22 protein-coding genes are annotated in these 26946 nt (G+C 58.2%); 11 read left to right on the forward strand and 11 right to left on the reverse strand.

Features of this window, described 5'->3' with window-relative positions; translation table 11 throughout:
* Window positions 1–42: 42 nt before the first annotated feature.
* From pth to GOX75_RS06550, 5 genes are all read right to left on the reverse strand, one after another.
* Window positions 43–735, reverse strand: a complete 693-nt coding sequence (pth, locus tag GOX75_RS06530; protein WP_171121787.1) for an aminoacyl-tRNA hydrolase — start codon at window positions 733–735, stop codon at window positions 43–45.
* 139 nt (window positions 736–874) lie between these two features.
* Window positions 875–1534, reverse strand: a complete 660-nt coding sequence (locus GOX75_RS06535; RefSeq protein ID WP_171121788.1) for a 50S ribosomal protein L25/general stress protein Ctc — start codon at window positions 1532–1534, stop codon at window positions 875–877.
* 247 nt (window positions 1535–1781) lie between these two features.
* Entirely contained in the window at window positions 1782–2948 is a 1167-nt protein-coding gene (locus GOX75_RS06540; protein WP_171121789.1) for an alpha-hydroxy acid oxidase, read from the reverse strand.
* Between the two features lie 153 nt (window positions 2949–3101).
* Window positions 3102–3902: a tryptophan synthase subunit alpha gene (gene trpA / locus GOX75_RS06545; protein WP_171121790.1), complete on the reverse strand. Its 801-nt coding sequence runs from the start codon at window positions 3900–3902 to the stop codon at window positions 3102–3104.
* 78 nt (window positions 3903–3980) lie between these two features.
* Window positions 3981–4466 carry an acyloxyacyl hydrolase gene (locus GOX75_RS06550; RefSeq protein WP_171121791.1) on the reverse strand — a complete coding sequence of 162 codons (486 nt, stop codon included), beginning with the start codon at window positions 4464–4466 and terminating at the stop codon, window positions 3981–3983.
* Between the two features lie 197 nt (window positions 4467–4663).
* Here GOX75_RS06550 and ychF point away from each other — a divergent pair, with 197 nt between their 5' ends.
* The 7 genes from ychF (at window position 4664) to GOX75_RS06585 (ending at window position 13271) form a co-directional block, all read left to right on the forward strand.
* On the forward strand, window positions 4664–5761 hold the full coding sequence (ychF, locus tag GOX75_RS06555) for a redox-regulated ATPase YchF (RefSeq protein WP_171121792.1): 1098 nt from the start codon (window positions 4664–4666) through the stop codon (window positions 5759–5761).
* A 66-nt stretch (window positions 5762–5827) separates the two neighbouring features.
* Complete coding sequence (locus GOX75_RS06560) at window positions 5828–6262, forward strand: ester cyclase (protein ID WP_171121793.1); 435 nt, start codon at window positions 5828–5830, stop codon at window positions 6260–6262.
* A 151-nt stretch (window positions 6263–6413) separates the two neighbouring features.
* Window positions 6414–7295: a LysR family transcriptional regulator gene (locus GOX75_RS06565; RefSeq protein ID WP_171121794.1), complete on the forward strand. Its 882-nt coding sequence runs from the start codon at window positions 6414–6416 to the stop codon at window positions 7293–7295.
* Window positions 7296–7380: 85 nt separating this feature from the next.
* Window positions 7381–9084, forward strand: coding sequence for an NAD(P)H-dependent oxidoreductase subunit E (locus GOX75_RS06570; RefSeq protein WP_171121795.1), 1704 nt, complete (start codon window positions 7381–7383; stop codon window positions 9082–9084).
* Window positions 9085–9098: 14 nt separating this feature from the next.
* Complete coding sequence (fdhF, locus tag GOX75_RS06575) at window positions 9099–11882, forward strand: formate dehydrogenase subunit alpha (protein ID WP_171121796.1); 2784 nt, start codon at window positions 9099–9101, stop codon at window positions 11880–11882.
* A gap of 95 nt (window positions 11883–11977) precedes the next feature.
* Window positions 11978–12766 (forward strand): cyclase family protein, encoded by a 789-nt coding sequence (locus GOX75_RS06580; RefSeq protein ID WP_171121797.1) that lies wholly within the window; start codon window positions 11978–11980, stop codon window positions 12764–12766.
* Window positions 12759–13271 carry a thioesterase family protein gene (locus GOX75_RS06585; RefSeq protein WP_171121798.1) on the forward strand — a complete coding sequence of 171 codons (513 nt, stop codon included), beginning with the start codon at window positions 12759–12761 and terminating at the stop codon, window positions 13269–13271. Before GOX75_RS06580 ends, GOX75_RS06585 begins: the two co-directional genes overlap by 8 nt.
* Here GOX75_RS06585 and GOX75_RS06590 read toward each other — a convergent pair.
* The 3 genes from GOX75_RS06590 to GOX75_RS06600 form a co-directional block, all read right to left on the reverse strand.
* Window positions 13268–17347, reverse strand: coding sequence for a translocation/assembly module TamB domain-containing protein (locus GOX75_RS06590; RefSeq protein ID WP_254428699.1), 4080 nt, complete (start codon window positions 17345–17347; stop codon window positions 13268–13270). The two genes, GOX75_RS06585 and GOX75_RS06590, sit on opposite strands and share 4 nt — an antisense overlap.
* On the reverse strand, window positions 17344–19149 hold the full coding sequence (locus GOX75_RS06595) for an autotransporter assembly complex family protein (RefSeq protein WP_171121799.1): 1806 nt from the start codon (window positions 19147–19149) through the stop codon (window positions 17344–17346). The genes GOX75_RS06590 and GOX75_RS06595 overlap by 4 nt, the downstream gene beginning before the upstream one ends.
* Before the next feature lie 158 nt (window positions 19150–19307).
* Window positions 19308–20531 carry a urate hydroxylase PuuD gene (locus tag GOX75_RS06600; protein WP_171121800.1) on the reverse strand — a complete coding sequence of 408 codons (1224 nt, stop codon included), beginning with the start codon at window positions 20529–20531 and terminating at the stop codon, window positions 19308–19310.
* A gap of 96 nt (window positions 20532–20627) precedes the next feature.
* Here GOX75_RS06600 and GOX75_RS06605 point away from each other — a divergent pair, with 96 nt between their 5' ends.
* Window positions 20628–21542, forward strand: a complete 915-nt coding sequence (locus GOX75_RS06605) for a LysR family transcriptional regulator (protein WP_171121801.1) — start codon at window positions 20628–20630, stop codon at window positions 21540–21542.
* A gap of 4 nt (window positions 21543–21546) precedes the next feature.
* Here GOX75_RS06605 and uraH read toward each other — a convergent pair whose 3' ends face one another.
* Window positions 21547–21903 (reverse strand): hydroxyisourate hydrolase, encoded by a 357-nt coding sequence (uraH, locus tag GOX75_RS06610; protein ID WP_171121802.1) that lies wholly within the window; start codon window positions 21901–21903, stop codon window positions 21547–21549.
* Between the two features lie 209 nt (window positions 21904–22112).
* Here uraH and puuE point away from each other — a divergent pair, with 209 nt between their 5' ends.
* The 3 genes from puuE to GOX75_RS06625 all read left to right on the forward strand — a co-directional run bounded on the left by puuE (window position 22113) and on the right by GOX75_RS06625 (window position 25500).
* Window positions 22113–23531, forward strand: a complete 1419-nt coding sequence (gene puuE / locus GOX75_RS06615) for an allantoinase PuuE (protein WP_171121803.1) — start codon at window positions 22113–22115, stop codon at window positions 23529–23531.
* Complete coding sequence (locus GOX75_RS06620; RefSeq protein WP_171121804.1) at window positions 23528–24010, forward strand: ureidoglycolate lyase; 483 nt, start codon at window positions 23528–23530, stop codon at window positions 24008–24010. The genes puuE and GOX75_RS06620 overlap by 4 nt, the downstream gene beginning before the upstream one ends.
* A 62-nt stretch (window positions 24011–24072) precedes the next feature.
* On the forward strand, window positions 24073–25500 hold the full coding sequence (locus GOX75_RS06625; RefSeq protein WP_171121805.1) for a nucleobase:cation symporter-2 family protein: 1428 nt from the start codon (window positions 24073–24075) through the stop codon (window positions 25498–25500).
* 36 nt (window positions 25501–25536) lie between these two features.
* Here the strand turns inward: GOX75_RS06625 and GOX75_RS06630 are convergent, their stop codons facing one another.
* Together GOX75_RS06630 and GOX75_RS06635 are read right to left on the reverse strand one after the other, a co-directional pair.
* Window positions 25537–26523: a type I glyceraldehyde-3-phosphate dehydrogenase gene (locus GOX75_RS06630; protein ID WP_171121806.1), complete on the reverse strand. Its 987-nt coding sequence runs from the start codon at window positions 26521–26523 to the stop codon at window positions 25537–25539.
* Between the two features lie 54 nt (window positions 26524–26577).
* Window positions 26578–26901 (reverse strand): hypothetical protein, encoded by a 324-nt coding sequence (locus tag GOX75_RS06635; RefSeq protein WP_171121807.1) that lies wholly within the window; start codon window positions 26899–26901, stop codon window positions 26578–26580.
* Window positions 26902–26946: the final 45 nt, after the last annotated feature.

A 26946-nucleotide genomic window follows, 5' to 3' on the forward strand; every position in this document is an offset into this window, starting at 1 on the left:
GGTGGGATCCGCAAATGGTACGTTGCGGCAATGTCAGTGTGTCTATTTGAATTTGTCCAACAGCCGTTGCATGGCCGATCGGTCGTCGCGTGTCGGCTGTGAATCTGGTTGTGAAATCGGCTTTGCAGTCGGCTTGGCAGGCTCAGAGGGGGACTTTGAAGACCGTGGTGGGGCTGTGCGCAAGGCGACAGCGTTCATGAACTTGCCGCCCTCTCCGTCAGCCAGATGTCCAGCACCGTCGGACACACCACGCAGGACGTCATCCAACCAGTCGCTGTCGGCATTGGCGAAGTCACCCAAAACATAAGGTGAGACCATTTCCTTGCGCCCGGGATGACCGATCCCCAGTCGCACCCGGTCATAAGCCGGGCTGATATGTTCGTGGATCGAGCGCAGCCCATTATGGCCAGCATGCCCTCCACCTGCTTTGACCCGAACTTTGCCTGGCGCAAGGTCCAGCTCATCATGGAAAACGGTCACGTCGGTCGAGTCGAGCTTGTAAAAGCGCATCGCCTCGCCAACGGACTGGCCCGAACGGTTCATGAAAGTCTGTGGTTTAATCACAAGAACCTTTTCACCGCCCAGCCGCCCTTCGGCAATTTCGGCCTGGAACTTTGATTTCCACGGCCCGAACCCGTGATCATCCGCGATCCTGTCGACAGCCATAAAGCCAATATTATGCCGGTTTCGGGCATATTTTGATCCTGGATTACCCAAGCCGACAAACAGCTTCATTCCCACGTCCTTACTTTGCGCACCGATCTTCAATTGGTAGATGGCATGGATCAGGGGCAGTTTTCCAGCCCGTTCAGACCAAAAGAAAAGACGGGACCCAAGGGCCCCGTCCGGAAAATCTGGAACGTCGTGTCCGGATTTATTCTTCGGCTTCTTCCTTGCCGACGACTTCGACCTCATCAGGTGCCACTTCGCCCTCTTCACCTTCTTCGTCGTCGCTTGCCGACAGGCCAGTCGGTGCCGAGATGTTGGCGATCACGAAGTCACGGTCGATGGTTGGCTTGGTGCCTGCAGGCAGGTCAACCGACGAGATGGTGACAACGTCGTTGATGTTCAGACCGGTCAGATCAACAGTGATCTTCTCGGGAATTTCACCAGCGGTGCACATCAGTTCGACTTCAGGACGGACAACGGTCAGAACGCCGCCCTTCTTGATGCCGGGCGCTTCTTCTTCGTTGACGAACTCAACGGGGATGAACAGCGCGATCTTGGTGGTCCGACGCAGGCGCATCAGGTCCAGATGGGTGGGCAGGTCTTTGACAACGTCACGCTGTACGTCGCGGCAGATGACGCGCACGTCTTCGTGTCCTTCAACCTTCAGGTTCCACAGGGTCGACTTGAACCGGCCCGCTTTCAGGCGCTTGAACAAAACGTTGAACGGGATGTTGATCGGCAGCGGTTCTTTGTCGCCACCAAATACAATGCCCGGAACCATGCCGTCGCGGCGTGCTTGACGAGCGGCGCCCTTGCCTGTCCCCGTCCGTTCCAGAGCTACGAGATCAGGAATCTCACCAGCCATGATATATTCTCCAATGTTAGGGCGGGCATCCTCCAAGGCTGTATGCCCGCGTGAAGCCGCGTCCATAGCTTGATTCACTGCAATTGGAAAGGGCTTTTTGCGGGATCAGGTTTATTGCGAGGCTCTGCATCGCGCTCCGGGATATTTAAAGCCAGATGAATGAAGGATTCCTGCTTCATCTGGCTAAAAATATCCCGGGGGAGTCGCCTAAAGGGCGGCGGGGGCAGAGCCCCCCTAAACCCGATGGTCAGCCTTGCCAGCGACCGCCGAAATCCTCGGGGACCAAAAGGTTGTGGCGGCCCAAGTCGCCAATGTGGCGCTCACCGCACAGCGCCATCGTGGTATCAAGCTCTTTGTGAATGACATCCAGTGCTGTCGTGACGCCTTTTTGTCCCATTGCGCCCAGTCCATAGACAAAGGCGCGGCCGATATAGGTGCCCTTTGCACCCAGAGCCAATGCTTTGAGCACGTCTTGGCCCGAGCGAATGCCGCTGTCCAGGTGAACCTCGACATCTCCACCGACCGCATCAATGATTTCGGGCAAAACGCGGATTGAACTGAGCGCCCCGTCCAACTGGCGTCCACCGTGATTTGACACGACGATGGCGTCGGCCCCCAACTTGGCTGCCATCTTTGCATCCTCGGCGTCCAGTATGCCCTTAAGGATCACTTTGCCGCCCCATTGCTCCATCAGCTTTTCGACTTTTTTCCAGTCAAGGCTGGGGTCAAACTGTTCCGCTGTCCAAGCGCCGAGTGAGGAAGCATCCGACACCCCTTCGGCGTGGCCAACGATATTGCCGAATTCCCGCCGATGCGCGCCCAGCATTTCAATGCCCCACGCCCATTTGGTCATTAGATTGGCGACGGTTTTTGCAGTCAGTTTTGGCGGGGCAGACAGGCCGTTTTTCAGGTCCTTGTGCCGTTGGCCAAGAATTTGCAGGTCCAGAGTGATAACAAGGGCCGAGCAGTTCGCGTCTTTTGCGCGTTGGATCAGGCGTCCGACGTAGTCCTGATCTTTCATTGTATAGAGCTGGAACCAGAATGGTTTTGTCGTGTGTTCGGCCACATCTTCGATCGAGTTGATTGACATGGTGGACAGCGTGAAGGGAACGCCGAATTCTTCGGCGGCTTTGGCAGCCTTCATCTCTCCGTCGGCGTGTTGCATCCCGGTCAATCCGACGGGGGCCAATGCAACCGGCATCGCAACGTCTTGACCAATCATTTGTGATGCGGTCGAGCGCCCGGCCATGTCCACGGCGACGCGTTGGCGCAGGCGGATTTCTTCGAAATCCGAACTGTTTTCGCGGAACGTTTGTTCTGTCCAGCTTCCGCTTTCGGCGTAGTCGAAAAACATCCGCGGGACGCGCCGTTCGTAGATCCGTTTAAGGTCTTCTATGTTTGTGATGACTGGCATTTGGCTTTGGCCTTTTGAATTGGTTCTTTTTTCTTACCAATTGTTAGGGGGCGCCGCAACGTCGCATGTCTGCGGTCCGTTGCCGCGCCGAAGGAACGCAAAAAAACCGCGGGAGGTATAGGCCAGCCGCGGTTGATCTTATCTTAGGGTTTGTCAGTGTTTTCTGGCCGAATGGGCCCCGTCGGCCAGCGTTTTTACAAAGCTCAGTACGTCGGAAACCGGTTTGCCCGAGGCGATCTGGCTAACGATCGCGGACCCAACCACCGCGCCGTCTGCCACAGAAGCGATCGCGCGGGATTTTTCGGGTGTATTGATTCCAAAGCCGACAATGACAGGCAGATCCGTTGCTGCCTTAATCCGGGCGACCTCGGGGCCGACATTCGTTGCTTGCGCTTCGGCGGCGCCTGTGATCCCCGTGATCGAGACGTAGTATACAAAGCCCGACGTATTTTGCAGAACGCGGGGCAGGCGCTTGTCGTCGGTAGTCGGGGTTGCAAGACGGATAAAGTTCAAACCCGCCGCCTGCGCAGGCAGGCAGAGCTCTTCGTCTTCTTCAGGGGGAAGGTCTACGACGATCAGCCCGTCAATACCCGCAACCTTGGCATCGGCCAAAAACGTGTCGACCCCTCGGCTGTAGATCGGGTTGTAGTACCCCATCAGCACAATGGGGGTCGTATCATCCGTCTCGCGGAAGGCGCGCGCCAGATCCAGAGTTCTTTGCAAGGTCATACCACCGTCCAGGGAACGCTGTCCGGCGGCCTGAATCGTCGGGCCATCGGCCATGGGATCAGTGAATGGCAGGCCAAGTTCGATCACATCGACACCTGCGCCCGGCAGCCCCTTCACGATTTCGAGCGAAGTATCGAAATCAGGGTCTCCGGCCATGATATAGGCGACAAAGGCTTTCTTGTTTTCGGCCTTCAGAGCGGCAAACTTGGCGTCGATACGGGTCATCAGCAGTCCTTGCAAACAGGTTTGAACCTGATGTGCAGAAACTTTGCGCGGAAATCAATCCCGCCGGGCCAGATTAGCTTAGAACCCGTAGTGATATCGCAGGAACAGGGCATTCACACCGGGGTTGAAGCTTTCGGTGCTGGCATTGGACTTGTGCGTTACGGCCAGAGAAATAGCGTTGCCGCTGTCCAAATTGTAACCAACACCCAGAAGGCTGCGAATTTGGAAGCTGCCGCCCAAGTCGTTGTTGTCATTAGATGCGTTGTAATAGCCGGGCAGGACGCTGAGTTCGGCGAACCAGCGGTCCGAGAATGAGTAGACGCCGATCAAACCCGCACCGATATGCGTGTCGCCATCGACATCAACCGTCAGTGCTGCCCCCCAGCCCGCACTGAACCGGGTGGCCTGGTGAAACGGATTGTGCTGGTATTCCAGCGAAAAGATGGCCTGATCCTCGCCATTGCTATCGGAAAAATCAGCGTAGCCTGCTCCGAAGATTACCGATTGAGCGTGTGCTGTAGCCGCTGAAAGTAAGAAAGCAGTGAAAATAAGAAGGAATTTCATAATGCATCTTCGTCAATCTGTTCGCGATAAGTCCGACAATGATTACGTTTGGTCAACAAAATCAAGTCGCGATCAAGACACGCACTTTGACAGGGTTGTGATATTGCAGTCCGGACTCGAACCAAGTTGAGCGGTTGGGTTGCGCATTTGCCCTTACCTGAATAGAAGACGCCGTCGTATCGCTTCAGGAGGCCGAGATGGGCTTTAAAATGGGAATCGTGGGTCTGCCGAATGTTGGCAAGTCGACCCTGTTCAACGCGCTGACCAAGACTGCCGCGGCGCAGGCGGCGAATTTCCCGTTCTGCACCATCGAGCCGAATGTGGGCGACGTGGCCGTGCCTGATGAGCGTTTGGACAAGCTGGCGGCGATTGCGTCCTCGAAACAAATCATCCCGACGCGAATGACCTTCGTGGACATCGCCGGTCTGGTCAAAGGCGCCTCGAAAGGTGAGGGGCTGGGCAACCAGTTTCTGGCCAATATCCGCGAGACCGACGCGATTGCCCATGTGCTGCGCTGTTTCGAAGACGGCGATGTGACCCATGTGGATGGCCGCGTCGACCCGGTGGCCGATGCCGATACGATCGAGACCGAGCTGATGCTGGCCGATCTGGAAAGCATCGAAAAGCGCCGCGCCAACCTGGTGCGCAAGTTGAAGGGCAACGACAAAGAGGCGGCACAGCAAGATCGCCTGCTAGCCGAGGCGCAGGCGATGCTGGAAAACGGTAAACCCGCGCGTCTGGTCGAGGTCTCGGACGAAGACGCCAAGGCGTGGAAGATGCTGCAACTGCTGACCACCAAGCCGGTGCTCTATGTTTGCAACGTGTCTGAGGAAGAAGCGGCCGAGGGCAACGAATATTCCGCCAAGGTTGCTGAAATGGCCGCCGCGCAGGGCAATTCCCACGTCATCATCAGCGCCAAGATCGAAGAAGAAATCAGCCTGTTGGAAGACGACGAAGCCCAGATGTTCCTTGAGGAAATGGGGCTGGAAGAGCCGGGCCTGGATCGTCTGATCCGCGCCGGTTACGACTTGCTGCACCTGGAAACCTATTTCACCGTCGGCCCGAAAGAGGCCCGCGCCTGGACCATCCGCACCGGCACCGCCGCCCCGCAGGCCGCTGGCGTGATCCATGGTGACTTTGAAAAAGGCTTCATCCGTGCCGAGACCATCGCCTATGACGATTACATCGCCGCCAATGGCGAGCAGGGCGCGAAAGAGGCTGGCAAGATGCGAGCAGAGGGCAAGGGCTACATCGTCAAGGACGGTGACGTGATGCATTTCCTGTTCAATACGTGAAGAAGTGCAATCGTTTCGGTAAATGTGCTATCTGAATCTGAGTTTTCCAAACTTGGTTCTATTCCGATGGGTAACGAAACAGTCGAAGCCAACAAAGCCGTAGTTCAAAGGTACATAGACGACATACAGAACGGCCATTCGCTTGATGCCATATGCGAGGTGTTCGCCGAGGATTTCATCGACCACACGGCAAGTGGTGGTGGGGCCTTTGTCGGGGGTATCGAAGGCTTGAAGCAAGGATATGCAAGCTTCTTAAGGGCCTTCCCTGATTTACATGCCTCGGTTGAAGCGCTGATTGCTGAGGGTGAAAAGGTTGTTGCCTATAAGACGCTGAGGGGAACTCATTCCGACGACTGGTTGGGCGTTCCTGCGACCGGGAGCGAGGTCGAGTTCAAGATTATCAGTATCTATAAAGTCAAGGACGGGAAGCTGTCGGAGTTCTGGGGGCTTCAGGATGAAGTTTCTCTTAGGCAGCAGTTGGAAAACAATCTGAACGGATAGGTCTGGGCGCAGTCACTTGCGGCTGAAAACTGCGTTTGGAACTGGGTTTTGGACAATCAGTCAAGTTACCAGCAAGGATATTCAAAGTTGCGCTTATTCCTGCAAATCGTTCTGTGATATCAGGTTGGCCCGTGACCCGAGATGTTCCCAAATGATAGAAATCCGCGACCTGCAACTCCTCAGCGCCTTGGCGCGGCATCAACACTTTGCCAAAGCCGCCGAGGAATGCGGGATTTCTCAACCTGCATTCTCGATGCGTATCCGCAATCTTGAGGATCGGCTGGGCGTTTCGATCGTTCGGCGGGCCAATCGGTTTCAGGGGCTGACGGAAGAAGGCGAAATGATTGTCCAGCGCGCGCGGCGTATTCTGGATGAGACCAAAGCGCTGGAACAGCAGGTGCAGGCATCCAAGGGTGAGATTACGGGGACGCTGATCCTGGGCGTGATTCCGACCGCGATTGCCTTTACTGGACGTCTGGTCAAACGCTTGCAGCAGGCCCATCCGCGCATCCTGTCGCGGATCGAAACCATGTCGGCGACCGCCATTCAGCATCGTCTGGACGAAGGCAGTCTGGATGCGGGCATCACCTATGGTGACAGTATCGGCACCGATCTGCGACAGGTACAGCCCTTGTACGAAGAAACCTATGTACTGCTGGTCCCAGCGCATATGACCGAGGATTCCGGCCCGATCCCATGGGCGCAGGTGGCCAAGTTTCCCCTGAGCCTACTTGAGCCGCAGATGCAGAACCGGCGCATTCTGGATCGCATTTTTGCCGAACAGGGCCTGCACCCGCATGTGGTGGCTGAAACCAGTGGTTTCACCGCCTCGATGGTCATGGCGCGCGAAGGGCTGGCAGCAACGGTTGTTCCCCGCGTGTTGGTGCGGGCTTTGGGTGATCTGAAGGGGACGAAGGTGCTGCCTCTGGTCGATCCAGTGGTCAGCAAACCGATCTGTCTGGCAACCCTCAGCCGTGATCCAGAACTGCCGACGGTCGAGGCGCTGAGGACGGTGGTCGCCTCATTGCGGTGATAATCTGTCGTTATCGTGCGATTAAAATATGCGATTTGACGATATGCTAGTCTGATGAGACACGGGGCCTTAATCGGAGGGCATCATGGCACCATTAGACACCAAGCCATCAGGCGCACCCAAGGGCGTCTGGAAGTCAGGTAAAGGAAAGGGGCGGCATACGCCCAAAGGCCGTCAGTTCACGGATGAGGCACAGGCCGAGATCACGCGCCTGCTGGGCGACCGCCCGCGCCGCCGCGATCTGCTGATCGAATTCCTGCATTTGATTCAGGACGCGCACGGCCATATCAGCGCCGATCACATAGCCGCGTTGGCGGTTGAAATGCGCATCGGTCAGGCTGAAATCTATGAAACCGCGACCTTCTATGCCCATTTCGACGTGGTGAAAGAAGGCGACACCCCTCCGCCCGCGCTGACGATCCGCGTCTGTGATTCTCTGTCCTGCGAAATGGCCGGTGCCCAGCAGTTGCAAAAGGCTTTGGAAGACGGGCTGGACCCCGCTGAAGTGCGCGTTGTCCGCGCGCCGTGCATGGGCCGCTGTGACACCGCTCCGGTGCTTGAGATCGGTCACAACCACATCGATCACGCGACCCCCGAAAAGGTGCAGGCCGCGATTGCAGCGGGTGACACCCATGCGCATCTGCCTGACTACGAAACCTTCTCGGCCTATGAGGCAGAAGGCGGTTACGCCAAGCTGAAAGAGCTGCGCGAGGGCGGCGATTGGGAGAAGGTGCAGGAGGACGTCCTGTCCTCGGGCCTGCGTGGTCTGGGTGGTGCGGGCTTCCCGTCGGGCAAGAAATGGGGCTTTGTTCGCATGAACGAAGGCCCTCGCTATCTGGCGGTGAACGGGGACGAAGGCGAACCGGGCACGTTCAAGGATCGCTATTATCTTGAACGCACGCCGCATGTCTTCCTTGAGGGCATGCTGATCGCGGCCTGGGCGGTTGAGGCCGAGACCTGTTTTATCTACATGCGCGACGAATACCCTGCGGTGCTGGAGATTCTGCGCCGCGAGATCGCCGCGCTGGAAACTGCCGGGATTGTCGCGCCCGGTTATATCGACCTGCGCCGGGGCGCTGGCGCGTATATCTGCGGTGAAGAATCCGCGATGATTGAATCGATCGAGGGTAAAAAGGGCTTGCCGCGTCACCGTCCTCCGTTCGTGGCGCAGGTTGGGGTCTTTAACCGCCCGACCTTGGTGCACAATGTCGAGACTTTGCACTGGGTCACAAAGGTTTGCCGCGAGGGGCCGGAATGCCTCAACAGCACCGAAAAGAATGGCCGCAGGGGGCTGCGCAGCTATTCGGTCTCAGGCCGTGTGGCGAAGCCGGGTGTTTACCTGCTGCCTGCCGGATCGACCATTCTGGACGTGATCGAAGCTGCCGGGGGTATGGTAGAAGGCCAGACCTTTAAGGCGTATCAGCCGGGTGGCCCATCCTCGGGTCTGCTGCCTGCGTCGATGGATGACATTCCGCTGGACTTTGACACATTGCAGCCTCATGGCACCTTTATCGGCTCCGCCGCCGTGGTGGTCCTGTCCGATCGGGACACTGCCCGCGACGCGGCGTTGAACATGCTGCGCTTCTTCGAGGAGGAAAGCTGTGGCCAGTGCACGCCATGTCGCGCGGGCTGCGAAAAGGCGGTCAAGTTGATGCAGGCCGACAAGTGGGACACCGATCTGCTGGAAGATCTGTGCCAGGTCATGGGCGATGCCTCGATCTGTGGTCTGGGGCAGGCTGCTCCGAACCCGATCCGCCTCGTCATGAAACATTTCGCTGACGAAATCTGAGGGGAGACAGAGCCATGCTAGACGCAAGCCCAACCAAGACCGTCACCTTCAACCTGAACGGCGAAGATGTCACCGTGCCCGAGGGCTGGACCATCTGGGAAGCCGCCAAGGGGCAGGGGTTCACCATCCCTCACCTGTGCCACAAGCCGCAGCCGGGCTACAAACCCGACGGTAACTGCCGCGCCTGTATGGTCGAGGTGGAAGGCGAGCGCACTCTGGTCGCTTCGTGCATCCGTCCTGCAGCGGATGGGATGGTCGTGAAGACTGACAGCGACCGCGCCGAGAAATCTCGCGCAATGGTTATGGAACTGCTGGTCGCGGACCAGCCCGAAGAAGCGCACGACGCCTCCAGCCATTTCTGGGACATGGCCAAGCTGAACGATGTCTCGGGCAGCCGTTTCCCCGCAAAAGAGGCCGAAAAGATCCCTCTGCTGGATGAAAGCCACATTGCGATGCGCGTCAATCTGGACGCCTGCATCAACTGCAACCTCTGCGTCCGGGCCTGCCGTGAAGTGCAGGTGAATGACGTGATCGGCATGGCCGGTCGTGGTCATACGGCGCAGGTGGTGTTCGACCAGAACGACCCGATGGGCGATTCGACCTGTGTGGCCTGCGGCGAATGCGTGCAGGCTTGCCCGACTGGTGCGCTGATGCCCGCTACCGTGCTTGACGATCAGCAGAAAGGTGACAGCAAAGACTACGACTCTGAGACAGAAAGCGTCTGCCCGTTCTGCGGTGTGGGCTGCAAGGTCTCGCTGAAGGTAAAGGACGGTAAGGTCAAATATGTCGAGGGCATCAACGGCCCCGCCAACGAAGGCCGTTTGTGTGTCAAAGGCCGGTTTGGTTTCGACTATATCCACCACCCGCACCGCCTGACCAAGCCGCTGATCCGGCGTGAGGATGCGCCTGAGAAGGGGCTGAATGTCGATCCGTCGGACCTGTCGACCCATTTCCGCGAAGCGACCTGGGACGAGGCGATGGAGCTTGCGGCCTCCAAACTGGTGGCTCTGCGCGACGAAGATCCGCGCAGCGTTGCGGGTTTTGGCTCGGCCAAATGCACCAACGAAGAAGCCTACCTATTCCAGAAGTTCATCCGTCAGGGCTTCAAGCACAACAATGTTGACCACTGCACCCGTCTATGCCACGCGTCGTCGGTGGCCGCTCTGATCGAGAACGTGGGATCGGGCGCGGTGACCGCTACCTTCAACGAGATCGAAAACGCGGATGTGGCAATCATCATTGGGGCCAACCCGATCGAAAACCACCCCGTCGCCGCGACCTATTTCAAGCAGTTCACCAAACGGGGCGGCAAGCTGATCGTGATGGACCCGCGCGGCGTTGGGATGCGGAAGTTCGCAGATGAGATGCTGCAGTTCCGCCCGGGGGCCGATGTTTCGATGCTGAACGCGATCATGAATGTGATCGTCGTGGAAGAGCTCTATGACAGCCAATACATCCACCGCTGGACCGAGAACTGGGAGGCCGAGAAAGAGCATCTGCGCGCCTTCACGCCCGAGGCGATGTCGCCGATCTGTGGCATCGAACCGGATCAGTTGCGCCGTGTCGCGCGCACCTTTGCGCAGGCCAAGGCTGGTCTGATCTTCTGGGGGATGGGCGTCAGCCAGCACATCCACGGCACCGACAATTCGCGTTGCCTGATCAGCCTTGCGCTGATGACGGGCAATGTCGGTAAACCCGGCGCTGGTCTGCACCCGCTGCGGGGCCAGAACAATGTGCAGGGGGCCTCGGACGCGGGTCTGATCCCGATGTTCCTGCCGGATTATCAGACCGTGACTGACGATGGCATTCGCGCCAAGTTCAACGAGGTGTGGAATTCGGACGACTTCTCGAACGAGAAGGGCCTGACTGTCACCGAGATCATTGATCAAGCCTATGCCGGCAACATCAAAGGCATGTATATCATGGGCGAAAACCCGGCCATGTCCGACCCTGATGTGAACCACGCCCGCGACGCGCTGGCCAAGCTGGACTTGATGATCGTGCAGGATATCTTCCTGACCGAAACGGCGAATTATGCTGACGTCATCCTGCCTGCCTCGGCGCTCTATGAAAAGAACGGCACGGTGTCGAATACCAACCGTCAGGTACAGCGGGTGCGCCCCGCCGTGACCCCTCCGGGGGAGGCGCGTGAGGATTGGAAGATCACTGTCGAACTGGCGCAGCGCATCGGGCTGAACTGGGATTACACCGATGTGTCGCAGGTCTTTGCCGAGATGAAACTGACGATGGCCTCGCTGGACAACATCACCTGGGACCGGCTCGAGACCGAGACGATCACCTACCCGTCGCTGTCTGAAACCGATCCGGGCCAGTCCATCGTGTTCGGCGACGGTTTCCCACGTTCGGATGGCAAGGCGAAATTCACCCCGGCCAGCGTCATCCCGCCCGATGAAGCCCCGGATGAGGAATATCCGATGATCGCCACCACGGGTCGCCAGTTGGAACATTGGCACACCGGGTCGATGACGCGACGCGCTACGGTTCTGGACGCCGTGGAACCCGAAGCAAACTGTTCGATGAACCCGCGCACGCTCAAGCTGATGGAGATCGAACCGGGCGAGACCATCCGCCTGACAACGCGTCGCGGGACGATCGAGATCATGGTGCGTGCCGACCGCGCAATCGCCGAGGACATGGTGTTCATCCCCTTTGCCTATGTCGAGGCGGCGGCAAATATTCTGACCAACTCGGCCATCGATCCCTATGGCAAAATCCCCGAGTTCAAGTTCTCGGCCATTCGGGTTGAGAAAATCGAAGACGCCATCGCGGCGGAATAGGTAGAAAAGGGGGTCCCAGTGGCCGCCTTTTTCTTTCCTTGACAGAAGGTTAGATGCGGCCAAACCTATCACCGCTTGGGGTGATGGAGGGTTTCATGCCGCGCCGTTTTGTCGATTTGTCCGTTCCGCTGGAAACCGGGATCGTATCCGACCCGCCGATCATGTTGCCCGAAATCGAATACCTGACTCACGACCAGACCGCAGAACAGATCATGTCCTTTTTTCCGGGCTTGCAAAAAGATGATCTGCCGGGGGGTGAAGGTTGGGCGATTGAGCGTCTTCAGATCGCGACCCATAATGGTACCCATCTGGATGCGCCATATCACCACCACTCGACCATGAACAACGGCGAACGCGCGATTACCATAGACGAGGTGCCGCTCGAATGGTGCATGAATCCAGGTGTGAAGTTGGACTTCCGGCATTTCGATGACGGTTATGTTGCGACCGCCGCCGACGTCGCGGCAGAGCTGAAGCGCATAGGTCACGATCTGCAACCGCTGGACATCGTGATCGTCAATACGTCTGCGGGAACGCGTTATGGTCAGCCTGACTATTTGATGAAAGGTTGCGGAATGGGCCGTGAGGCGACGCTGTACCTGACGGAACGCGGCGTCCGCGTGACCGGTACGGACGCCTGGAGCTGGGATGCGCCCTTTGCCCTGACCGCGCAGGAATATGCTGAGACGCAGGATGCTTCGATCATCTGGGAGGGGCATCGCGCCTCGATGGAGATCGGGTATTGCCACATGGAAAAGCTGGCCAACCTCGAAGACCTGCCGCCAACGGGGTTTGAAATCTCGTGCTTTCCTTTCAAGATCAAGGGCGCGTCGGCGGGCTTTGTTCGGGCCGTTGCGATTTTTGAGGAGGACGCAGATGACTGAACCCCTAAGCGGGCATGACGGCCCCTATGATGCGCCGGTCGAAATTCGGGGTTTCCGGGTGCTGCCGGAATGGATCGACTATAACGGCCACATGAATGTCGGCTACTACGGTGTGGCCTTCGATTTGGCGCTGGAAAAGCTGATGGTCGAGCATTTGGGCCTTGGCGAAGTGCAAGTGGCGGCTTTGGGGCAGGGGCCCTACGTTTTGCAGTCGCATATGACTTTCCTGCGCGAAGTACAGGAGAACGAACCCTTCTTTTATCGGATACGCCTGCTGGATGCAGACCACAAGAGGGGCCATTATTTTGCGCAGATGCTGTCAGAAAACGACGGTGAAGTCTGTGCAACGCAAGAGGCGTTGTTCATGAATGTCAGCCATAAGACCGGGCGTTCGGTCGCTTACCCGGACTGGGCCGCAGAACGGCTTGCCCGAATGGTGCGTGATCACGCGGGGTTGGACGCAGCCCCTCAGGCCGGGCAGGCGATTGGGATACGGCGGGCTTAGTAGTCGCGTTCGAAAAACACCCCGACGCCTGTTTCCCCGCGTCCGTCAACTGTTCCGCGAACGGTGAAATTGTCGGTTACATCAAGATTCAGGTTCACCTCGGTATCGCCTTCGGTGTTCACGGTGAAATCGGTGTAGAGATTGTCACTCAAGTAAGCCCCTGCACCCAATCGACCCGCGCCGCCTTCGGTCGCTCCGATGTCCACCGAGTCTACACCGGTCGCATCCCGTAGCCCCTTGGTGGCGTCCCCGCCCGCACCGCTGAGTTGGGCAAGTGATGCAGCCATTTGCGCGATGACAAACGGCGACAATTCGGAAAAGCGGTTGCCGAACAGAAGCATCGCCAGCGCTTCTTCCGCAGGGCGCTCGGGGTCAGAAAACACGTCTACTTCCGGCGCATCTAGTGGTCCCGCGATTTCAATCGTTGCCGTGCCGTCCGACGTGCTGGCGGACGACTCGAACTCGATATAGGGGGTCAGGTCGCCTTGCAGGGTCACGATGCCTTTGGTCAGCGCAAGCCTGCGACCCAGAATGTCCAAGTTACCACGGATCAGTTCGATTTGACCTGATGGCACCACCGAAGACGTTGTGCCGCCAATAAACAAACGACCACCAAGTTCCGCGTTCACGCCGCGCCCGCGTACAAAGACAGCTTTTGGTGCCAAAAGCGCAATGTCGAGAGAAATGCGGGAATCGCTGGGCGTTGCTTCTTCGTCAACAACCAGCCCTGCGCGTTCGCGGGTGATCAAGCTGGCCGAGCCTTCGCCAATATGTTGAATGTCGGGAATAGGCGCGGCCCCAACCGCCCCGGATGCAGCGGCCAGATTGATATTTGTTTCTTCAAACGTGATCTGTCCCGCAATTGAACTGTTGCCAGCCAAAGCGCCGGTCATCGCGATTTGGCCGTTCAGCGTTGTTTCATACAAAAGCTGGTCGGTCAGAACGAGACTGTTGAGCGTTGTCGTGATATTTGCGTTGAAGGGCGGCGTCAGGTCTACCGGGCCTGTCACGACAAAGTTACCACCGGCGCGCGGCCCGCCGCTGAGGGAAATCGTCGCGCGGCTTTGGGCCAGTTCCACTGACCCGCTGATACCCGTGATGGTCTGCCCGGCACCGGGAATTGCCAAAGAGGTGCCCGAGGTGGTTACCGTTCCACTCAGCGCTTCCAAAGAAGGTTTCCCCTTCAACGCCAGATCATATCGTGCCGTACCGTCGATCTTGTTGGGGGTAATGAACAGGTTGGCGATACCGATATTGACCCCGCCTGCGGCTTTCAGGTCGGCCTCACCAGATGCTTCGTCAAATGTGCCGGAAACCCGGCTGCTGATTTCTGCGGGGCCTTCAGCCGTTGTGTCGATCGTCCAAACGCCGTTGTCACGTTTCGCTGTACCATTCGCGGCAATCGTACCGGGGAATTCCGGGGCGAACCGCTCAATCCGGTTTAGTTTTGCATCAAAAACCAGATCCGCCGCGCCGTCTGAATCCACGGACCCTTCCAATGTGGCGTAGGAACTGTCCGGACCGCGCAAGTTTGCCGTTCCTTCCAGACCGGACGATGTGGGTGCCACGTTCCCCTCCAGCGTCAGTGGACCGGACAGAGTTTGTGTGATCCGCGCGACGTCATCCAGTTGGACAAAATAGTTCAACCCTCCGGCTTCGCGCGCGACTTTTCCTGATGCATTGGCTGAAATGGCCGACCCCTGCAGGCGGAAATTTCGAACCTCCAGACCCTGATCCCCGTTTTGGGCGTCCACGGTCAAGGTTGTGCGGCCATTCACAAGCTTGTCGACAAAGTCGATACCGACTTGAATGTCGTCGGCGTCCAGGTTGCCCTGAATATCAAAGGCGCGGGTCGCCAGATCGCCGCTGCCCTGGAAATTGGCGGTCACAGAACCGGTCAGGTCCCGACCCGCCATCCCCGAGAATAGGGATAGGTCTGGCACATCAATGCGCGCCTCGCCATTGCCGGATGGCTCTCCGGTCGGGTCGGTCACTGTGGCCTGTACCTGTGCGCTTAGGGCTTTGCCATTCACTGTCGCGTTTCGAATCTCGATCTGATCGGCAGAGCGTGCACCGTCCCACTGAATAGTGGTTTGGCCGGTCAAAAGCGGGTCGATGTCAGCCATGCCGGTTTGCAGGTTCCTGCCGACCACACTTGCGGTGCCGTCAAACTCCAACGTCTGAACAGTACCGGTGCCGTCGACTTCGGCGCGAAGTGAGCCGTCAAGATCGCGCTGGGCCAGACCCGAGAAAACGGACAAATCCGGTGCGTTGACCTGCGCTTGCCCGTCGATGGTCAGGTTTCCATTTGGCGTTGTGACCACACCGTTTGCCTGTGCCTGAGCCGCTTCACTGTTCAGTTCAAAAGACCGGATCGTGATGCCGTCAGACCCGCGTTTGCCGTCCAGTGAGATCGTAGTTTCCCCTGTGATCACCGGATCAATGTCGTCGCGTCCGGTGGCCAGATCGCTGCCGTCAACAAACAGTGTCCCGTCAAAACTGCCCTCAAGCGGTGACCCTTTCCCTTCGACCCGCGCCGACACCTGCCCCTTAAGGTCAAGCTTGGCGATATCCGAAAACCGCGCCAGATCGGTTGCCTCTAGCGTCGCTGATCCATCCACGGTCAATCCGCTTGTCAGACCGTCAATCAACGCGTCCAAAGCCAGTGCGTAGTCAGACCCGATCAGCTCGAACCCGGACAGGTTAAGAGATTGATCGCTGCCATAATCGAATTGTCCGTCTAACGTGATGCGCTGACCAACGGCCGCATTCAGGGCCGGATCGGTCAGGTCGATACCAGTGACACTGGCCTGAACATCCCCGCTGACGGCCAGAGCCTCGCCTTGGTCCAGCACGCCCTGCGCGCTGATACGCGCGTTTTGCAGATTGGCCTGCGGTGATTTGAATGCGTTTGCAGTCAGGCTCAGATCCCAGAGGTTTCCGTTCTTGTGGTCGTACAGGGCGGAAATTTGCGCAGCTTCAATGGACGTTTCACCACCAGCGACCGGCAACACGACCGCCTCTCCGTCGGGCGGTGTGATGCGGCCCTGAAGGGCAGCCAGTTGGAGTGAGCCGCCTTCCGCCAGTTCCAATTCTCCCTTTAGGTTCAGCGCCTGTGTGGTCAGTTCAAGATCTGACACCTCAAGCGCGCCTTCGGGTTTGGTTTGGCCGTCCACGAACAGGCGTGTGTCCGTCCCGAAGAACGGATCAATTTCTGGGGTCAGGAACGGGGTCAGATCGCCGCTCAGGTCCGTTGTAAAGGCGATCCCTTGTTGCGCGCCACCATCAGCCGCACGCAGGCGCACTTGCCCTGAAACGCGTTGTTGGTTGTCGCTGCTCAACCCGATATCGGCTGTGAAATCGGTAAGCGGCCCTGATCCCTTGGCGGTCAGGCCAATCGGGGGGCTGTCCGGGATTTTCAAGGCGGTCGAAATCAACCCGCCTGCGGCCTCGGTCACTTGCAGGTCCAGATTGATCTCGCTCGTGGCGTTTTCAAATCCTGCCGTCAGCTTGATCTCATCCCCTGCGCGGTCCAGACGGGTTACATCCAGCGATGTATCAAGCGTTCCGTCCGCCAGAGACAGGTTTCCTTTGATCGAAAGGTCCGCAGCGACCCCGATCAGAGGTTCACCCAATGACACTTCGTCAATGCGGATTTCTCCGATTTCAATTGCGACGGGCAGTTCTGGCAGTTGGAAGGGCTGTGTTTCGACGGTTGCCGCTGGTTCGTCTGTCGTCGTCGCACCGGGTGCACGGGCAATGTCGATCTCTTGCGCGGTCAGCGAGTTGACCGAAAACCGGCCGCGGATCAGCGCCAGACGGTTCCAGTCAAGCTGCGCGTCCTTGATGGTCAACCAGACGCCTTCGTCGTCTGCGACGGTAATTTCCTCGATTGTCGCGCGCGCGCTAAGTGCACCCTGAAGGCCGGTCACGGTCACGTTCTGATTGTCGCCCGACAGCGTGTCCTGGAGAAAGTTCTCCAGCATGCTGCCGCCGCCATCTTCTTGCGCGACCACAGGCGGCGCGGTCAGGATAAGTGTCGCGGTCAGCACAGGATATGAATATCGCCGTATCAAAATGCCTGTCCGATCCCGATATAAAACTGCAGGCCGTCGCCTGTGTCGCCCTGAACAGGCACCGCTAGATCCAGACGTAGCGGGCCAAATCCGCCCAAGTCATACCTGACCCCCAAACCCGCACCGGAATGAGAAGCCGCGGCGCTGGTGACAAAAGACGAGGAGTCCACCACACCATAGTCATAAAATCCGACCAGCGATATCGTCTCGGTTATTTTCCCACGCACCTCGCCGGAGAGGCCAAGAAAGGACTTACCGCCAGCAACTTCGTTTCCAACCGGGATGCCGAGGCTTTCAAAAGGTTGCCCGCGTACGGTACCGGCCCCGCCCGAGAAAAACAGGAAGTCGGGCGTCACACCATCCAGCGAGGGGCCAAGGACCGACCCGACCTGAACCCGACCGGCCAGAACGATGCGTCCTTCGGTGTTTAGGCTGGTGTAGCCGCGTCCGTCAAAGAAGAATCGAATGCCTGTTTCCGTGCCAGACAGCCCGACGAATGGCATGATCTGAGAATCCAGATAGAACCCGCGCGTCGCGCTGACCTTGCTGTCCCGTTGGTCCCACTCGGACCGCGTCGGTATAATGAAGTAACGGAACTTGCGACCATCCCCAAAGGCGTCATCGGCATTTGACCACTGAAAGCCGGCCGAGGCTTCGGCATAAAGGCGGTCTGAGAATGTGCGCCGTGCACCATAGGCCAGTGACGTGATTGTCACGTTGTAGTTGTCGGTGTTCCGACGTTCGATCAACGCGCTCCAGAATGTGTTGTCGTCCGGGCCCAGCCTGTCGGGTTGATCCAGACGAAGGCCGATACGTCCGTCCAAGTCCTCGGCCCCGCCAATATTGCGCAGCGCAGCTTCGAAACGCAGCCTTTCGGCACGCCGGAATACGTTACGATGCGTCCAGGTTGCGGTCACGTCGATCCCATCGCGCGAGGCGATCTCGAACCCGAAAGTCAGGCGACGTTTCGGCAAATCTTCGAAATAGGCGTCGAAATCCAGCGTCCCATCTGGGTTCGGGGTTTCATGTTCTTCGATGGAAACCACGTTGAACGTTCCGGTCCGACGCAGGCGTGTTCCAACTTTTTGAATTTGCTCGGGCGAGTAAACCTCGCCCGACGGGAATCCGGCAACTTTTTCGATGGACCTGTGGCGCACGTCCGAGTCGCCCTTGATGAACATTTTCCCGAAGGTCAGGCGTGGCCCCGGTGCCAGATCGACACGCGCATCTAGCCTAGCCTGCGCATGCCGCGCGATGACCTGTTCGTCCTCAACCCCGGCCTTGGCGTGACCCGCGTCGCGCCAACCCTGCACACCGGCAGAGGCCGCGCGTTGAATGGCGCCGGTCGTGGCCAACTGGCCTGTTGCAAAATCTTCGGGCAACTCGGTTTCAGGGGCCAATGGAACAACGACGGCTTCGCCGAACTTGAAGGTGGGGCCCGTGTTTACTGTTATTACCGCGCGGTTGATTTGCGCCGGGACGCTGAGTGAACTGATTTCCGCCGCTTCCTGACCGTCCAGCTTGATGCTGACGACCGGGCTGAAATACCCTTCGTCATAGAGAATTTGAACGATGGTCCGGTAATCTGACAATGCGGCTGACAGAATTTCCAGCGGAGTGTCCAGACCGCGAGACTCGGCCGTTGCAACCGAAGAGGTTTCTTCGATCCGTTCCACCAACTTGCTTGGCGCACCCGGCGCGGTCAGGGTCGTTTCAAGCGCCGCAACAGATGTGGGTAAAACAAGCGAGAGAGCACCAAAAAGGCAATTCCTAAAAACGGCGTGCCGCCCGTTTCCCTGCATCTTTTGGCTCCAACTGCCCCAAATCGAGTTTTAGGTCACCGCCTTGTGCAACGCGACGGTTCGTTAAAGCCATGTTAGAGCATCAATTTTCGCGCAGGGAAGAGAATTTTTGGCCGGACCTGTCGAATTCGCATTTGTGTGGTCGACCAGTCTCGGGCTTATGATCCCACGTTGCGGAACCAACGGATGATAGCTTCGCGATCTTCTGGTTCCATATAGGTCACGTTGGCCGGGGGCATGGCGTGGCTGACACCCGATTGCAGGTATATCTGTTTTGCGTTTCGGGCAATGTCACCTTCGGTTTCCAGCAGCACGCCCTTAGGGGCCCATTGGATGCCCTCCCACACGGGTTCGCGGGCGTGACACATCGAGCATCGACCCAAGACGACATCATGGGCCTCTTCAAACCCTTCAGCGGCTGCAAACTTCTGCTCATACGGCGTAAGGGGCTGCGCCTCTGCCTCTTCTAGCGGTTTATACATTGGTGCCGTGGACAGCCACATGATCGCGATGAACAGCAAGGCTGTGACCAGCCATGTCCATGTGGGATCACCCGCGCGTGCGTGGCGTGTATTGAAGTAATGGCGGATCGTGACGCCCATCAAGAAGACCAGTGCAGCGATGATCCAATTGTATTCCGTCGCAAAGGCCAGCGGGTAGTGGTTCGACAGCATCAGGAATACGACAGGCAGCGTCAGATAGTTGTTGTGGGTCGAGCGCAGCTTTGCGATTTTTCCGTATTTCGGGTCCGGAGTGCGGCCGTTCTTCAGGTCATCCACCACGATGCGCTGGTTCGGCATGATGATGAAAAACACATTGGCGGTCATGATCGTCGCTGTGAACGCGCCCAGATGCAGCATCATCGCCCGACCAGTGAAAATCTGATTGTACCCCCAGCCCATCGCCACAAGCAGGACGAACAGAAGCACCATCAGCAGCGTTGGACGCTCGCCCAGGCCTGACTTGCAGAGAAAATCGTAGATCAGCCAGCCGACGGTCAGGGAAGCTGCCGAAATCGCAATACCCTGCCATAAGGCGAGATCCGCCTTTTCCGCGTCGATCAGATACAGCTCTCCGCCGACCCAGTAGACGATCATCAGCAATCCGGCACCGCTGAGCCAGGTCGCGTAGCTTTCCCATTTGAACCAGGTCAGGTGGTCCGGCATCCGTTCGGGCGCGACCAGGTATTTTTGAATGTGGTAGAAACCACCGCCATGGACCTGCCATTCCTCACCATCTGCAGGTCCGGGGATATTGCGGTTCAGGCCAAGGTCCAGCGCGATGAAATAAAAGGATGATCCGATCCAGGCGATTGCGGTGATTACGTGCAGCCAGCGCACGGCAAATGCCATCCAGTCCCAGAACACGGCGAATTCGAACATGAGAGGTCTCTCCGATTGGTTGCCGCCACACTAGGCAAACGCGGTTTTCTTCGGTATTCCCGTATATTGTCAAACTGTATCAAAAAAAACGATAAGATGTCCTATCTCGACAATATCCGAACCTTCGTCAGGGTCTATGATTTGGGTAGCATGTCCGCCGCAGGGCGCGACCTGCGCATTTCCCCTGCGGTCACCTCGGCGCGGATTTCCCAGCTTGAGGATCATCTGGGTGTCCGCCTGTTCCAGCGCACGACGCGCAACCTCAGCCCGACTGAGCAAGGGCGGGCATTTTATCCCGGCGCGGCGGCGGTTCTGGACGCGGTTGACGAGGCTGAGGCGCAGGTGGTTCATCTGACCGAAGCACCGCGCGGGTCGTTGTTCGTCGCGGCACCGCTGGGTGTAGGGCGCAGGCTGCTTGCCCCACATGTACCTGATTTTCTTGCAGCATACCCCGAGATCGACGTTCGGCTGCGCCTGACGGACCGATCCGTTGACCTAACGACTGAAGGGTTGGATTTAGCGTTTTTCATAGGTCAGCCAGAAGACAGCACTTTGCGCATCCGGAAGATCGCGGATTGTCAGCGCGTCCTGTGTGCTGCCCCAGAATACATAAAACGTCGGGGCATGCCCAAAACCGGATCGGACCTGATTTCGGAAAAGCACGAATGCCTGAACTTGCGGTTTCCGGGTGCTGCTGAATTTCAGTGGCAACTGGGAACACCCGAGGGGGCCAAACGCTTTGCGGTGACCGGTCGGTTTGAATGTGATGATGGGGACGTTCTGACGGACTGGGCCTTGTCAGGGCAAGGTATCGCGATGAAGCCCGTTTTTGAGGTGACGGACCACCTGAAGGCGGGGCGTCTCGTCCCCGTCGCCACAGACACGCCACCGGTTTCCGTCCAGATGGCGTGTCTTTATACGCACCGCAGGCATCAGGACCCTAAGGCGCGGTTGTTTATGGATTTCATGATTGCCCGGATCGGGGACGTTGTCCGCAATTCAGAGGTTTGAGCCCTCAACTGCCGCGATAGGTTGAGTACCCGTAAGGCGACAGCAAAAGCGGCACGTGGTAGTGGGCTTCGGCATCGGACATGCCGAACCGGATGGGAACTTCGTCTAGAAACAGCGGTTCTTCTGCGGACTGACCGGTTGCGCGCAAATAGTCACCGGCGAAGAAAACCAGTTCATACGTACCGGTTGTAAAGTCGTCCTGCGGCAGGATCGGGCTGTTTGTGCGCCCGTCCTCGTTGGTTTTGGTCTCGGCCAGCTTACGGCGATTTCCGTCCGTGATTTCGAACAGCTCAATTTTCAGCCCCTCTGCCGGGCAGCCGCGCGCGGTGTCCAGAACATGGGTTGTCAGATAACCTGCCACGGGAATCTCCTAATTTCTAATCGTCTCATTGGTTTGCTGATGCTTATCACATAAAGCGCACATGTTTTGTTTGACACAGTCTGGTTTGAATTCCGAAACTTTGGGAATGCCGAAAGAAATGGAAACAGCGTTCGGATTGATTTGATAATCATCGCTGCGTTTCTGCGGTAAAGCGTAGGTAATGTGACAAAGACAAGACGGAAGACATCATGCAGCCCCCTCGTTACCCCCGCGACATGATCGGATACGGAGCCAACCCACCAGACGCCAAATGGCCAGGTGGGGCGAAATTGGCGGTTCAGATCGTGCTGAATTATGAAGAGGGCGGAGAGAACTGCGTGCTGCACGGGGACGCTGCGTCCGAGGCATTCCTGTCCGAGATCGTCGGAGCCGCCCAGTGGCCGGGACAGCGCCATTGGAACATGGAGTCGATCTATGAATACGGATCGCGAGCCGGGTTCTGGCGCTTGCACCGGTTGATGAAGGGCTTGCCGATCACTGTCTACGGTGTCGCAACGGCCTTGGCCCGTTCCCCGGATCAGGTTGCAGCGATGAAATCCGCAGGGTGGGAGATCGCGAGCCACGGCCTCAAGTGGGTTGAACATAAGGACATGCCCGAGGGTGAGGAACGCGCCCAGATTGCCGAGGCGATCCGTCTTCATACCGAGGTTGTCGGTGAACGCCCGGTGGGGTGGTACACCGGGCGCTGTTCCGAAAACACCGTGCGGTTGGTCGCCGAAGAAGGCGGCTTTTCCTACGTGGCTGACACATACGCTGACGATCTGCCTTATTGGATGAACACTGGTGGGCGGGACCAGTTGATCGTCCCCTACACGCTGGATTGCAATGATATGCGTTTTGCCACGCCGCAGGGGTTTAACTCGGGCGATCAGTTCTATGCGTATCTCAAGGACAGTTTCGATGCGCTTTATGCAGAAGGTGAGGCGGGTGCGCCAAAGATGCTGTCGATCGGCCTGCATTGCCGCCTGATCGGTCGTCCGGGCCGGGTCGTGGCTCTCAAGCGGCTTTTGGAATACGCGCAGGGGCATTCGGATGTCTGGTTCGCGACCCGCCAGCAAATCGCCGCGCATTGGGCGGAACAGCATCCCCCTGCCTCACGGCCCAAACCGTCCGAGATGGACCGGGACGCCTTTGTCACAGCCTATGGCGGGATATTCGAACACTCTGCCTGGATCGCTGAACGTGCCTATGATCTGGAACTGGGTCCGGCCCACGACACGGCTGGCGGCTTGCACAATGCGCTGACTCGCATGTTCCGATCCGCATCGGAACCAGAGCGGCTGGGCGTCCTGACGGCGCACCCGGACCTCGCAGGTAAGCTGGCGCAGGCCAAGCGATTGACGCAGGAAAGTACGTCCGAGCAGGCATCAGCCGGATTGGACGCGCTAACGGATGCTGAGCGCGACGCTTTTACGGATCTGAACACGCGCTATACGCAGAAATTCGGATTTCCCTTCATCATTGCGGTGCGTGATAACAACAAGGCTTCGATTCTGGACGCATTCCAACGCCGGATTGAACAGGACCGAGACACGGAGTTTGCCGAAGCCTGTCGTCAGGTTGAGCGTATCGCCGAGTTCCGGTTGCAGGACGCTTTGCCCTCATGAAGCGGATCGCGGCAACCCCTCTGACGCACGCCGCGTTCGCGCCTTTTGGGGATGTGATCGAAGTCGCAGGCGACCCGGACAAGATCATCAATCAGGGTCAATGCGGCCGGTTCCATGACCGTGCTGAGATGGATTTTTCGGATGGCCGTGCAGGGATCAGCCTGTTTAACGCCAACCCGCGTGCCCTGCCATATCAGCTTGATATGGTAGAGCGGCATCCGGATGGCAGCCAAGCCTTTATCCCCATGACCCATCAGCCTTTTCTGGTCATCGTTGCCCTGGACGAGAACGGCGAGCCGGGCGAGCCGGTGGCGTTCATTACCTCTCCGGGGCAGGCGGTGAACTATCGCAGGGGCACATGGCATGGCGTTCTGACGCCACTGCACGGCCCCGGCCTGTTCGCGGTTGTTGATCGGATCGGCACAGGCACCAACCTTGAGGAATTTTGGTTCGACACACCCTACGAAGTCGTGTCGTGACCGTTGAAGCCGCAGGATAAGCGGCAAGACCCCCGTGAACCTGACAGAGAGGACAGTAACTCATGGCTGACACTTCCATAGGGACCCCCGAACAGCTTCGGGACCCGAACTATACTCCGGCTTTGCATAAGGCGGTTCCGCTGGGCATCCAGCACGTCTTGGCGATGTTCGTATCCAACGTCACGCCCGCGATCATCGTGGCAGGGGCGGCCGGGTTCGGATTTGGGTCCAACTCACCGGACTTTCCTGAGTTGCTGTACCTGATCCAGATGTCGATGCTGTTTGCCGGCGTCGCGACGCTGCTGCAGACAGTAACGCTCGGGCCGGTCGGAGCCGCTTTGCCCATCGTGCAGGGCACTAGTTTTGCCTTTCTGCCCATCATGATTCCGCTGGTCGCGGGTAAAGGCGTCGATGGCCTGGCGGCCTTGTTCGGCGGGGTGATCGTCGGCGGTTTGTTCCATGCTTTGCTGGGGACTGTGATCGGAAAAATCCGCTTTGCGCTGCCGCCTCTGGTGACCGGGCTGGTGGTCACAATGATCGGTCTGGCATTGGTCAAGGTCGGCATTCAATACGCCGCAGGAGGTGTTCCGGCCATCGGGACGCCTGAATATGGGTCGGCCCTGAACTGGTCGGCGGCTCTGGTCGTGATCATCGTCACGCTGGCGCTAAAGTTTTTCACGCGCGGGATGCTCTCTGTCTCGGCTGTTTTGATTGGCCTAGTTGCTGGCTATGGGTACGCCCTGATGGTTGGAATGGTCACGTTCGAAGCAATTGGCACAAGTTGGGATCGCGCGGCATCCTTTGCGCTGCCGGTGCCGTTCAAATACGGGTTCGAGTTCTCGTTCGCGGCGATCATCGGTTTCTGCCTGATGGCCTTTGTGTCGGCGATTGAAACCGTGGGCGATGTGTCCGGTGTCACCAAGGGTGGGGCAGGGCGCGAAGCCACTGACAAGGAAATCGCCGGGGCCACCTATGCGGACGGTTTCGGGTCAGCCTTGGCTGGTGTGTTTGGTGGCTTGCCAAATACCTCCTTCAGCCAGAATGTCGGGCTGATCGCCATGACCGGTGTGATGAGCCGCAACGTGGTTACGATTGGCGCGCTGTTCCTGATCCTGTGCGGTCTTGTTCCCAAGGTAGGGGCGATCATCCGTACCGTTCCAATCGAAGTGCTGGGCGGTGGTGTGATTGTGATGTTCGGGATGGTCGTCGCAGCCGGTGTTTCGATGCTGTCAGATGTGGACTGGAACCGGCGCAACATGGTGATCTTTGCAATCTCGCTGTCGATCGGGTTTGGCTTACAGCTCGAGCCTAATGCGGTTCAGCACCTGCCTGACACGTTGGGCATCCTGATGAAAAGCGGCCTGTTGCCTGCAGCACTGATCGCTATCGTTTTGAACCTGATCCTGCCGCACGAACTGGCAGATGAGGCGACCGAAGAAGTCTCGGGCGGAATGTCCGGGCATGGGTCGGGCAGCCTGCCGGGCGAATAATCAAAAGAAAGCGGATCGCAGTGTTCTGCGGTCCGCTTACCCTCGGGCCATTAACCGCGCCACGTCCAGCATCCGGGCTGAAAAGCCCCATTCGTTGTCATACCATCCGAAAACGCGAACCTGACACTCACCGATCTGGCGTGTTTCGGGGCCTGCGATAACCAGAGACTCGGGGCGCGTGCGCAGGTCGGACGAGACCAACGGCTCGTCCGTCCAACCCAATACTGGCGAGGACGACACTGCCGCGCGCAATTCCTTATCGAACGCCTTGGGTGTCATACCTCGTTCCAGTGTCACAACCAGATCAACCGCTGAAACACTGGCTGTCGGAACCCGAACAGCGGCCCCGGAAATGCGCCCTGCGAGGTGGGGCAGAACCTCATCAATCAGATGCGTGGCACTTGTGGTGGTCGGCACCATCGACAACGCTCCCGCGCGAGAACGGGCCAGATCACCGCGCGGCGCGTCGACCATCGGCTGGCTGTTGGTATAGCAGTGGATGGTGGTCATATGCGCCGAGGCCACGCCCCCGATTTGATCCAGAACCTTGACCAAGGGCGCAAGCCCGTTGGTCGTGCAGGATGCGTTTGAAACAATCCGCGCGGCACCCAGTTGATCTTCGTTCGCGCCTAGAACAATCGTGATTTCGGTTGCGGGGGACGGGCCAGAGATCAGCACCTTGCTGGCCCCAGCAGTCAGACCCTGGCTGGCCACATCCGACGTTCTGGCGACACCGGTGCAGTCCATCAGGACATCAACGCCGGTCAAGTCCACCTGCGACAAGTCCGAACTATGCGTGACCGGGATTGCGCGCCCGTCTACCACCAGTTCCGCGTCACCTTGCGCGACCGTGCCGGTGTAGGGGCCAAACGTGCTGTCGTATTTGAACAGATAAGCGCAGGTCTCAAGCGGTGCGATATCGTTGATCAGCACCAGCTCAACGTCTTTGTCCTGCGGCTGTGCCAGAAGCTGCCGCAGGATCGTGCGGCCGATCCGACCGAATCCGTTAATCGCGAGTTTCATGCGCAAGCTATGGCAGCGCGTTGCGCTGACCTCAATGCCCGTTTGGTGCCGGGGTCAGTTGCAGCTAACTTGCGAGAAGAACTGCCCAGAGATGTTTTGATACATACTGCCAACAATTGGTCTGCATCCCGTGGCCTGCTGAATCGCGGTTGCGGCCTGAAGCGTCCGCAGGCGCGGCGGCGGGCCAAAGGGATTCAGATTGTTGTTGTCCCGCGTCGCGCGGTACACGACCGGCGCATCCGACACCTGCGTCACCGCCCAAGTGCGGCTCATGACGAAAACCTGTTTGGTTTCTTCCTTGGCTACAACAGGGGTTGCCTGAAAAGCAGTCAGGCCAACTGTTGCCGCCAGTGCCAGCATTGATCCGCGCAGTACCATTGAACAATCTCCAGTGCTAAAAACAGGTGTTATTTCACCAGATTC

The organism is Ruegeria sp. HKCCD7251 (assembly GCF_013031165.1).
Taxonomy (GTDB): domain Bacteria; phylum Pseudomonadota; class Alphaproteobacteria; order Rhodobacterales; family Rhodobacteraceae; genus Ruegeria.

What these genes read in the sequence shown, in the direction of transcription:
- pth (WP_171121787.1), bottom strand. Translation starts at nt 735, where the DNA reads ATGAAGCTGTTTGTCGGCTTGGGTAATCCAGGATCAAAATATGCCCGA.
- GOX75_RS06535 (WP_171121788.1), bottom strand. Translation starts at nt 1,534, where the DNA reads ATGGCTGGTGAGATTCCTGATCTCGTAGCTCTGGAACGGACGGGGACA.
- GOX75_RS06540 (WP_171121789.1), bottom strand. Translation starts at nt 2,948, where the DNA reads ATGCCAGTCATCACAAACATAGAAGACCTTAAACGGATCTACGAACGG.
- trpA (WP_171121790.1), bottom strand. Translation starts at nt 3,902, where the DNA reads ATGACCCGTATCGACGCCAAGTTTGCCGCTCTGAAGGCCGAAAACAAG.
- GOX75_RS06550 (WP_171121791.1), bottom strand. Translation starts at nt 4,466, where the DNA reads ATGAAATTCCTTCTTATTTTCACTGCTTTCTTACTTTCAGCGGCTACA.
- ychF (WP_171121792.1), top strand. Translation starts at nt 4,664, where the DNA reads ATGGGCTTTAAAATGGGAATCGTGGGTCTGCCGAATGTTGGCAAGTCG.
- GOX75_RS06560 (WP_171121793.1), top strand. Translation starts at nt 5,828, where the DNA reads ATGGGTAACGAAACAGTCGAAGCCAACAAAGCCGTAGTTCAAAGGTAC.
- GOX75_RS06565 (WP_171121794.1), top strand. Translation starts at nt 6,414, where the DNA reads ATGATAGAAATCCGCGACCTGCAACTCCTCAGCGCCTTGGCGCGGCAT.
- GOX75_RS06570 (WP_171121795.1), top strand. Translation starts at nt 7,381, where the DNA reads ATGGCACCATTAGACACCAAGCCATCAGGCGCACCCAAGGGCGTCTGG.
- fdhF (WP_171121796.1), top strand. Translation starts at nt 9,099, where the DNA reads ATGCTAGACGCAAGCCCAACCAAGACCGTCACCTTCAACCTGAACGGC.
- GOX75_RS06580 (WP_171121797.1), top strand. Translation starts at nt 11,978, where the DNA reads ATGCCGCGCCGTTTTGTCGATTTGTCCGTTCCGCTGGAAACCGGGATC.
- GOX75_RS06585 (WP_171121798.1), top strand. Translation starts at nt 12,759, where the DNA reads ATGACTGAACCCCTAAGCGGGCATGACGGCCCCTATGATGCGCCGGTC.
- GOX75_RS06595 (WP_171121799.1), bottom strand. Translation starts at nt 19,149, where the DNA reads ATGCAGGGAAACGGGCGGCACGCCGTTTTTAGGAATTGCCTTTTTGGT.
- GOX75_RS06600 (WP_171121800.1), bottom strand. Translation starts at nt 20,531, where the DNA reads ATGTTCGAATTCGCCGTGTTCTGGGACTGGATGGCATTTGCCGTGCGC.
- GOX75_RS06605 (WP_171121801.1), top strand. Translation starts at nt 20,628, where the DNA reads ATGTCCTATCTCGACAATATCCGAACCTTCGTCAGGGTCTATGATTTG.
- puuE (WP_171121803.1), top strand. Translation starts at nt 22,113, where the DNA reads ATGCAGCCCCCTCGTTACCCCCGCGACATGATCGGATACGGAGCCAAC.
- GOX75_RS06620 (WP_171121804.1), top strand. Translation starts at nt 23,528, where the DNA reads ATGAAGCGGATCGCGGCAACCCCTCTGACGCACGCCGCGTTCGCGCCT.
- GOX75_RS06625 (WP_171121805.1), top strand. Translation starts at nt 24,073, where the DNA reads ATGGCTGACACTTCCATAGGGACCCCCGAACAGCTTCGGGACCCGAAC.
- GOX75_RS06630 (WP_171121806.1), bottom strand. Translation starts at nt 26,523, where the DNA reads ATGAAACTCGCGATTAACGGATTCGGTCGGATCGGCCGCACGATCCTG.
- GOX75_RS06635 (WP_171121807.1), bottom strand. Translation starts at nt 26,901, where the DNA reads ATGGTACTGCGCGGATCAATGCTGGCACTGGCGGCAACAGTTGGCCTG.